General features: G+C 71.9%; 6 protein-coding genes. 1 reads left to right on the top strand and 5 read right to left on the bottom strand.

What is annotated here, in order from left to right; all coding sequences use genetic code 11:
- Positions 1-83: 83 nt before the first annotated feature.
- The gene (locus ACIQMJ_RS08360; protein WP_499760216.1) at positions 84-1,514 is read right to left on the bottom strand and encodes an NAD(P)H-hydrate dehydratase; all 1,431 of its coding nucleotides are present in this window, start codon (positions 1,512-1,514) and stop codon (positions 84-86) included.
- Positions 1,515-1,529: 15 nt separating this feature from the next.
- Positions 1,530-3,392, bottom strand: a complete 1,863-nt coding sequence (glmS, locus tag ACIQMJ_RS08355) for a glutamine--fructose-6-phosphate transaminase (isomerizing) (RefSeq protein ID WP_499760215.1) — start codon at positions 3,390-3,392, stop codon at positions 1,530-1,532.
- Between the two features lie 134 nt (positions 3,393-3,526).
- On the opposite strand from glmS, the gene ACIQMJ_RS08350 reads away from it, so the two are divergent.
- Positions 3,527-4,342: a dienelactone hydrolase family protein gene (locus ACIQMJ_RS08350; protein ID WP_499760214.1), complete on the top strand. Its 816-nt coding sequence runs from the start codon at positions 3,527-3,529 to the stop codon at positions 4,340-4,342.
- A 442-nt stretch (positions 4,343-4,784) separates the two neighbouring features.
- On the opposite strand, the gene ACIQMJ_RS08345 is transcribed toward ACIQMJ_RS08350, so the two are convergent.
- The 3 genes from ACIQMJ_RS08345 to ACIQMJ_RS08335 are packed head-to-tail and all read right to left on the bottom strand — an operon-like array spanning position 4,785 to position 8,403.
- Positions 4,785-5,234 carry a hypothetical protein gene (locus ACIQMJ_RS08345; RefSeq protein WP_499760213.1) on the bottom strand — a complete coding sequence of 150 codons (450 nt, stop codon included), beginning with the start codon at positions 5,232-5,234 and terminating at the stop codon, positions 4,785-4,787.
- Positions 5,231-8,101: a WXG100 family type VII secretion target gene (locus tag ACIQMJ_RS08340; protein ID WP_499760212.1), complete on the bottom strand. Its 2,871-nt coding sequence runs from the start codon at positions 8,099-8,101 to the stop codon at positions 5,231-5,233. Before ACIQMJ_RS08340 ends, ACIQMJ_RS08345 begins: the two co-directional genes overlap by 4 nt.
- Complete coding sequence (locus tag ACIQMJ_RS08335) at positions 8,101-8,403, bottom strand: hypothetical protein (protein ID WP_499760211.1); 303 nt, start codon at positions 8,401-8,403, stop codon at positions 8,101-8,103. The genes ACIQMJ_RS08340 and ACIQMJ_RS08335 overlap by 1 nt, the downstream gene beginning before the upstream one ends.
- Positions 8,404-8,520 lie beyond the last annotated feature (117 nt).

The following is an 8,520-nucleotide window of genomic DNA, read 5'->3' as shown; positions in this document are numbered from 1 at the left end:
TCCGGACCCGCCCCACGCCACCCCGTCGGCAGGAAGCACCCCAAACCAGACACACCAAAACGAGTCAGAACCAAACAACCCGGTTAAAACTCAAGCTGAACGTAGGACTCACGCGACTTGGACGTAGGACTCACGGCGCGGATGGCGTCGGGGAGGGAGTGCAGGAGGGAGGTGGCGGGGATCGGGGCGCCGTCGGCGGCCAGGTCGGCGGCGAGGACGTGGACCTTCGCGGCGCAGCCGGCGGCCAGGACCGGGTCCAGGCCCGAGGCCAGGAGGGAGCCCAGGACGCCGGAGAGGACGTCGCCCGAGCCGGCGGTCGCGGCCCACGACGTGCGGGCGCGGTTGACCAGGACGCGGCCGTCCGGGCCGGCGACGACGGTCGCGTGGCCCTTCAGCAGCACGACGGCGTTGAACCGCTCCGCCGCCTTCCGCGCGGCCGTCACCCGATCAGGGCCGACCGGCCCGGCCAACCGCTCGTACTCGCGGTCGTGCGGCGTCAGCACGAGCGGCGTGTCGGGGTCGCGCGCGTCCCACAGGTCCGGGTTGTTGGCGAGCATGGTGATCGCGTCGGCGTCCGCGCACACCGGGACCCCGGCCTCCAGGACCGCCCGGAGCACCGACTCCGCGCCCAGCCCGGTGCCCAACCCCGGCCCCACGACCCACGCCTGCACGCGGCCGGCGTCCGTGATCGACCCCGTGCAGATCGCCTCCGGCCACCGCGCCCGCACGTTCTCGGCCGCCGCACCGGCGTACCTGACCAGCCCGGACGTGGACAGCAGCGCCGCACCGGTCGCCAGCACGGCCGCACCGGGGTACGTCGACGACCCGGCCGCCACACCCGTCACGCCCTGCGTGTACTTGTCGTCCTCCGGCCCCGGCACCGGCCACGCCATGCCGACGTCGTCGACGTCGAGCTCCATCAGGTCCGGCCCGTGCAGCTCGCCGCCCAGGCCGATGTCGACCAGCCGCACGTCACCGCAGTCCGCCAACGCGTGCACGGGCTTGAGGCACCCGAACGTCACGGTGGTGTGCGCGCGCACCGCGGGACCGGAGGTCGCGCCCGTGTCGGGGTCGATGCCGCTGGGCAGGTCGACCGACAGCACGGGCGCGTCGAGGTGCGCCACGTGCTCGGCGGCGTCCGGCCGCAGCGGGCCGCGGGCCGAGAGCCCCACGATCCCGTCGATCACCAGGTCGACGTCCACCAGCCGGTCGACCACCCGCCCGCCAGCACGACGGAACGCAGCCAAGCCCTCCGCGTGCACACGATCAGGCGTCAGCAGCACAGCGGACACGGCGACACCGCGTTTGCGGAGGTAGTAACCCGCCCACAGCGCGTCGCCACCGTTGTTGCCCGCGCCGACGAGCAGGCCGACCCGCCGCTTGCCGGCCAGCAGCTCCGCCGCGACGACCGCCACGCCGAACGCCGCCCGCCGCATGAGCGCGCCGGGCGGCACGACCGCCATGACGCGTTCTTCCGCCGCCCGGACCCGTTCCGTCGTCCACAGACCCCGCATGGGGCCAAGCCTGCCCTACTCGACCGTGACGGACTTGGCGAGGTTGCGCGGCTTGTCCACGTCGTAACCGCGGCTGCGGGCGATCTCCGCGGCGAGCACCTGCAACGGCACCGTGGAGATCAACGGCTGCAGCAGCGTCGACACCGCCGGGATCTCGATCAGGTGATCCGCGAACGGGCGAACCGTCTCGTCACCCTCTTCGGCGATCACGATCGTGCGCGCGCCGCGTGCCTGGATCTCGGAGATGTTCGACACCAACTTCGAGTGCAGCACCGCGCGACCCTTCGGCGACGGCATCACCACGACCACCGGCAGGCCCTCTTCGATCAACGCGATCGGCCCGTGCTTCAGCTCGCCCGCCGCGAAGCCCTCGGCGTGCATGTAGGCGAGCTCCTTGAGCTTCAACGCGCCCTCGAGCGCCACCGGGTAGCCGACGTGCCGGCCGAGGAACAGCACGGCCTTCGAGTCGGCCAGCTCGCGGCCCAGCGCGCGGACCTGCTCGACGGTGCCGAGCACCTTCTGCACGGCGTCCGGCATGGCTTCGAGCTGGTGGAACTCCTGGGCCACCTCGTCGGGGTACTTCGTGCCGCGCGCCTGCGCCAGGGCCAGGCCGACCAGGTAGTTCGCCGCGATCTGGGCCAGGAACGCCTTGGTCGACGCGACGCCGATCTCGGGACCCGCGTGCGTGTAGAGCACGGCGTCGGACTCGCGCGGGATCTGCGCGCCGTTGGTGTTGCACACCGCCAGCACCCGCGCCTTCTGCGACCGTGCGTGCCGGACGGCCTCCAACGTGTCAGCCGTTTCACCCGACTGGGACACGGCGACGACGAGCGTGTCGCGGTCCAGCACCGGGTCGCGGTAGCGGAACTCGCTGGCCAGCTCGACCTCGACGGGCAGGCGCGTCCAGTGCTCGATGGCGTACTTGGCGACCAGGCCCGAGTGGTACGCCGAGCCGCAGGCCACCACGAAGACCTTGTCCACGTCACGCAGGTCCTGGTCGGACAGGCGCTGCTCGTCCAGCACGACCCGGCCGTCGCGGAAGTGGCCGCGCAGCGTGTTGGCCAGCGCTTCCGGCTGCTCCTCGATCTCCTTGAGCATGAAGTACTCGTGGCCGCCCTTCTCGGCGGCGGACAGGTCCCAGTTCACCGTGAACGGCTTGGCCTGCGCGTCGGCGCCGTCGAAGTCGGTGACGCGGTAGCCGTCGCGGTCGATCACCACGAGCTGGTCCTGGCCGAGTTCGACGGCCTCGCGGGTGTGCTCGATGAACGCGGACACGTCGCTGGCGACGAACGTCTCGCCCTCGCCGACGCCCACCACCAGCGGTGACGAGCGGCGGGCCGCGATGACCACGTCCGGGTGATCCGCGTGCGTGACGACGAGCGTGAACGCGCCTTCGAGGCGGCGGACGACCGAGCGGACGCTGGCCTCCAGGTCGCCCTTGGTGTCGCCCTCGTCGTACGCGCGGGCGATGAGGTGCGCGGTGGTCTCGGTGTCGGTGTCGCTGGCCATCTCGACGCCGACGGCCTCGAGCTCGGCGCGCAGGGCGGCGAAGTTCTCGATGATGCCGTTGTGGACGACGGCGACGCGGCCCGTGACGTCGCAGTGCGGGTGGGAGTTGCGGTCGATCGGCGCGCCGTGCGTGGCCCAGCGGGTGTGACCCATGCCGGCGGTGCCGGTGAAGGCGTCGCGGCCGACCTCGTCCAGGCGGGCCTCCAGGTTCGTCAGGCGGCCGGCCTTGCGCTCGACGGCCAGGCCGCCGTCACCGTCGAGGACGGCGACGCCCGCCGAGTCGTAGCCCCGGTACTCCAGCCGCCGCAGCCCGTCGAGCACGACGTCCAGCGCCGACCTGTGTCCCACATATCCCACGATTCCGCACACGCCGCACAGCGTAACTAGACCAGGGCCATCCCTCGAACGGGCCGGTTGACCGCGTTGCCGCAGGTCACGCCCGGAATTGGTGTAGACCAATCGGAGCGTGCGCGCCGTCACCTCGATCGACTACCGTTCGCGTGGTGAGCGGCTACTCGGCGAAGCAGGTGCTCGACCAGCTCAGCAGGCCCGGTGAGCACCCCGTGCTGCGGGGCGACCTGGCGCTGGTCGGGCTTCCGGGCCTGGTCTACACGCCCGAGGTCGGGCTGGGACTGCCCGCGGTCGCGTTCGGCCACGGCTGGTTGCAGCCGGTCAACCGCTACCGCGCGCTGCTGCGGCACCTGGCGTCGTGGGGCTTCGTGGCCGCCGCGCCGGGGACCCAGCGCGGGCCGCTGATGTCGGCGCGGCTGCTGGCCGGGAACCTGCGGACGACGCTGGACGTGTGCACCGGCGTGCGGCTGGGCGACGGCGGGATCAGCGTGGACGCGTCGCGGCTGGCGGTCGCGGGTCACTCGATGGGTGGCGGCGCGGCGGTGCTCGCGGCGGCGGACGACGAGCGCGTGCGGGCGGTCGTGACGTTCGCCGCATCCGAGACCCGGCCGTCGGCCCTCGACGCGGCCCGCCGGGTGACCGCGCCCGGGTTGCACCTGGCCGGCGGGGAGGACCGGATCGCGCCGCCGGTCGGGCACGCGGAGGCGATCGCGGAGGCGTGGCAGGGGCCGGTGCAGCTGCGGTCGTTGCCGAAGGCCAGCCACCTGGGGTTCGCGGAGGGGCGGCACTGGAGCGAGCTGCTGCTCGACGGCAAGGGTGAGCGGGCGGCGCAGAAGTTGGCGCGGGCGCTGATGACGGCGTTCCTGCTGCGGACGCTCAAGGGCGACAAGCGGTGGGACGCGCTGCTGGACGGCGACGTGAAGGGTGCCGTGCTGACCTACCAACGCGGCCCGCTGGTGCGCGGCTGAGGGGTCGGATCGAGCGTTCGCGCGGCGAGGCGCGGCGCTGACGCGATTCGCGGCGGACGCGCGAGATCCGCTGGGGCCTGGGCGCGACGACCGGGCCGAGAGCGGCTGCCGGCTGCGCGATGGCTGCCGGGCTGTGCGGCGACTGCGGGCTGTTTTCAGGCGAAGCCAGGCCAGGCGGCGGTGCGGGCCTGGCGGGTGGTGGTGGTGGTGGCGGCGTTGGTGGTCGTCGTCGTGGGGTTGGGCAGGTGGCTGAGGTCCTGTGGCCCCTCGTCGGGTCCGGTGGACGTTTCCCGGTGGCACGGTCGGCGCGGTGGTGGGCGTCGGCGGTGGTTGTCGGGGGGCGGTCTCGTTCTAACCGAGGTACGGGAACGGCGTTTCCGTACATTGTCGGGCGATGTTCACCCGATCGGTTGGTAGGACGCGACGAGGGGCCTGGGGGACGTCAGGTCAGCCAGCTCTGGCCGCCGAAGTCGTCGTCATCGTCCACCGGGGCCGGGCGGCGGGGTGCCGGGCGGGCCGGGGGCGGTGGCGGCGGGACGGCGGCCGGGGGTGCCGGCGGGGGTGGCGGGGTCGGGGACCAGGAGGTGGACACCGGCGGCGGGGTTTCGTAGGTCGGCTCGTCGTCTTCCGCGCCGAACTTGTACTCGCCGCTCTTCTTCTCCGTCGCCGCCTGGGTGTTCCAACCGCCGGCGGCCTTCTGCGCCTTCTCGGCCTCGTTCAGCCGCTCGACGATCTTCTGCGCGACCTGGCCCTGCTTGGCGAAGCTGTCGCTCGCCTGCTCCTTCGCCTCGCGCGTGCGACGTTCCCGCAGCTCACGCCGGTCGGCGTGCTCCCGCGCGATCTGGTCCATGCGGCTCATCGCCACAGCCAGCCGCTCCGACGCGACGCTCATCGGCCCTCCTCACCCAAGACACCCTGGACGCGGCTGAGGCTGGCGTCGTCGTCGAACAGCGACCCGGTCGTGCGCCACTGCCCGGGGCTGTTGCGCTCGCTGTCGCCGCCGCCGCCCTGCTGGCCACCGCCGGGCATGCCGCCACCCATCATCCCGCCGCCCATCATGCCGCCACCGACGGCGGAACCGCCGGGCTGGCCCGCCGCCTGCGACTCCTGCATCGACGGGAGGGTGGCCGAGCCGGCCTGGCCCGCCTGCGACGCGTTCGTGTCGGCCGCCAGGCCCTGGTCGGCGGCGCCGGCCGGGGAGTTGTTCCACGTGTGGTCCGAACCGGACGCCGACGAAGCGCCGCCCAGCACGGAGTCCGCGCCGTTGAAGCCGGAACCGCCGCCGAGGACGGAAGCGCCGGACGTCGACGTGGTGCCCTCGGTGTTGTACTGGGTGAAACCGCCGTCGAACGCCGCCGGCGGGGCCTGGAAGCCCGGGGCCTGGAAGCCGGGCGCCTGGAACGGCTGCGCGGCCGGTGGCTGGAACGCCGACGGTTCGGTGAAGCCGCCCGCGATCGGGGCCGCCGCCGGGGCGCCGCCGGTGAAGGCGGCGTGGTCCGGTGCGGGCATCGGGGTGGCCGACGGCTCGGTGAACCCGCCCGAGAAGCCCGGGTCGGGTGCGGTCGGCGGGCTGAACTGCGGTTCGGTGAACCCGCCCGAGAAGCCGGGGTCCGGTGCGGTCGGCGGGCTGAACTGCGGCTCCGTGAAACCGCCGCCGCCGAAGCCCTGGTCGGGGGCGGGCACCGCGCTGACCTGCGGCTCGCCGAAGCCACCGCCGCCGACGGCCGCGCCCACGGCCGGTTCCGGCTGCCCGATCAGCGTGTCCGCCTGGGCGGGCATGGTGGTGACGTCCGCCGGCAGCGGCACGGCGTTGTCCATCCCCGGGATGCCCGGCGTCGCGCCGGAGTCGGCGTTGTCCTCGCCGAACTCCACGCCGTACTCCTCGGGCGAGCCGTCGCCGTTGTCGACCGTGAGGTTGATCTCGCCGGTCAGCGGGTCGACCTCGGCGGTGATGGCCAGGCCGTCCAGTTCGATCAACGCCTTGCCGTCCGCGCCCGCCTCGACCGGGATCGCGCCGTTCGCGCCGCCCTCGGCCGGGCCCGCGACGACACCGGCCGCGCCGACCGCACCGGGGGTGCCGCCGGGCACCGCGCCCGTGGTCGAGGTCGCGCCGGCCACCGCGCCCGCCAGCGCCGCCGCGCCGTTCTGACCCATCAGGGCCTTGAGCGCGTCGGGGTTGTTGCTGAAGTCGACGTCGTAGGTCTTCGGCTCGCTTTGCGGCGTGTCGACGGTGATCTGCACGTGGCCGTTCTCGTCCGGCTCCGTGATCTTGATCTCGTTGTCGCCGCTCTTGATGGTGACGGTCTCCGGGGCCTCTTCGTCGCCCTTCAACCCGTCGGGCTTGCCGGCCTGGTCGTCCGGCTTGCCGTCGCCGTCGAGGTCGTCGATCTTGCCGTCGCCGTCGGTGTCGCCGGGCAGCTTGATCTCGTCCGGCTTGCCGTCGCCGTCCTTGTCCAGCGGGTTCTCGGGCTTCGGCATCTCGGGCACGGGCGGCGTGCCGCCGCCACCACCGGAACCGCTGCCGCCGCCACCCGTGCCGCCGCCGGTGCCGCCACCGCCCCCGGTGCCACCGCCGGTGTCGCCGCCCTTGTCCCCGCCCTTGTCGCCGCCCTGGTCACTCGCGGGCGCCGGGAACGGGTTCTCGAACTCCGCCATGTAGTTGGCGAGGGTCTCCCACTGGGCGTCCACCGAGGACTTGGTCTCGGTGCAGCACGTCTTGAACTGCTCGTAGAGCTGCCAGAACTCGCGGTTGAACGACTCGCGGATCCACTTCTTGCACTGGTTGATCGCGTAGTCGCGGTTCTCGTCGTTCAGGCTGCAGTCGTCGGAGTGGATCCGGTCGGCGATGTTGCTGCCGGTCTTCGAGTCGACCCAGCCGGCGATCTCCAGCACGCGGTCCTTGGAGTAGTCGCCCTCGCCGCGCGCGAACGAGACGACCTTCTCCGCCATGTACGTGTCGGCCTGGCCGATCTGCTCCCGGTACATGCCCAGGACCTCGTCGGCCTTGCTCTTGCACAGGTCGTACACGCCGCGGACCGCGGTGCGGGTCAGCTTCGCCGCGCCCTCGAACGCGTCGGCCAGCTCGGTGATCTTCGGCGAGAGCTCGCCGGTGTAGTGCTCGTGGGACTTGGTGGCCGCCTGGCCCTCCCACTCGCCGTACAGCGCCTTGAGCTGGTTGTCGACGTCGGACTTCATCTCGTCGATCTTGCTCTTGGCGGTGCTGAACTCGTCGGCTTCCATCAGCAGCTTGTGGAAGTTGATCCCGCGCTGCTCGTCGTACGGCTTCTGGATCTGCTCGGCGTAGTTGATCGCCGTGGTGTTGCCCATGCAGTCGCCGGGCCGGTTGTTCCAGATGCCCTCGAACTTCTCGAAGACCTTCAGCCCGGCCTTGCCCGCGTCGAACAGCTCGTCGGACAGCTTCACGCCCGAGCCGGACGCGGTCGGCGGCTGCTTGGCGTCCAGGTCCTGCTGGCCGTCCTGGACGGCCTTGGTCTGCTCCTGGCTGTTGTAGCTGTTGGACTCGCCCTCGGCCTTGGCCTCGTCGTAGCGGTTCTGCAGGCCGTTGTCGGCGGACGCGCCGTCACCCCAGTTCCAGAAGCTGGAGGTGTCGTAGCGGTCCTTGTAGGCGTTCGCCTCGTCGGGGATGTTCCACGGCGCGGTCTCGGACACGTAGGCGTGCATGAGCTCCGCCTTCTTGTCCTCCGAGACGTTCGGGTCGTCGAGAACGGCCTTGACGTCGTTCCAGCTCGGCTCGGCCATCAGTACTGGCTCCCCAAGTCGGCAGCGTTCGTGGATTCGACGTCGCCGTAGGTCGTGGCACCGGAAGCGATCTTCCCGGCGAATCCGCCGAGGACGCTCGTCATGTTCGTGATGCCTTTGCCGAAGTTGTCGATGCCCGCTTTGTAGTTGGTGAAGTGCTGCTGGTGCGCTTCCCCGAAATCACGGGCGACCGTCTGGGTCTGACCGACGTCCTTCAACCCGTCGGCCGTCTCCTTCGCCGCATCGGAAATGCCCTTCGAGGCTTTTTGCATCGCCTCGGTACTGGTGCCGTAACCGGCCACGGCGCTCCACTCCCCTCCGTGGCGCGAAGGCCACGACCCAACTCGACGACTCGCCCCTTTTCGACGCGACGCTTCGGTGTGCGGTTCCCATCGTGGCACCCCGGCGGGCGGCCTGAC

It is taken from the genome of Actinosynnema sp. NPDC091369, from assembly GCF_044757065.1.
In the GTDB taxonomy this organism is placed as follows: domain Bacteria; phylum Actinomycetota; class Actinomycetes; order Mycobacteriales; family Pseudonocardiaceae; genus Actinosynnema.
The sequence above is the reverse complement of the archived record's forward strand: the minus strand, read 5'-3'. Positions and strand labels throughout refer to the sequence as shown.

What these genes read in the sequence shown, in the direction of transcription:
- ACIQMJ_RS08360 (WP_499760216.1), bottom strand. Translation starts at nt 1,514, where the DNA reads ATGCGGGGTCTGTGGACGACGGAACGGGTCCGGGCGGCGGAAGAACGC.
- ACIQMJ_RS08340 (WP_499760212.1), bottom strand. Translation starts at nt 8,101, where the DNA reads ATGGCCGAGCCGAGCTGGAACGACGTCAAGGCCGTTCTCGACGACCCG.
- ACIQMJ_RS08345 (WP_499760213.1), bottom strand. Translation starts at nt 5,234, where the DNA reads ATGAGCGTCGCGTCGGAGCGGCTGGCTGTGGCGATGAGCCGCATGGAC.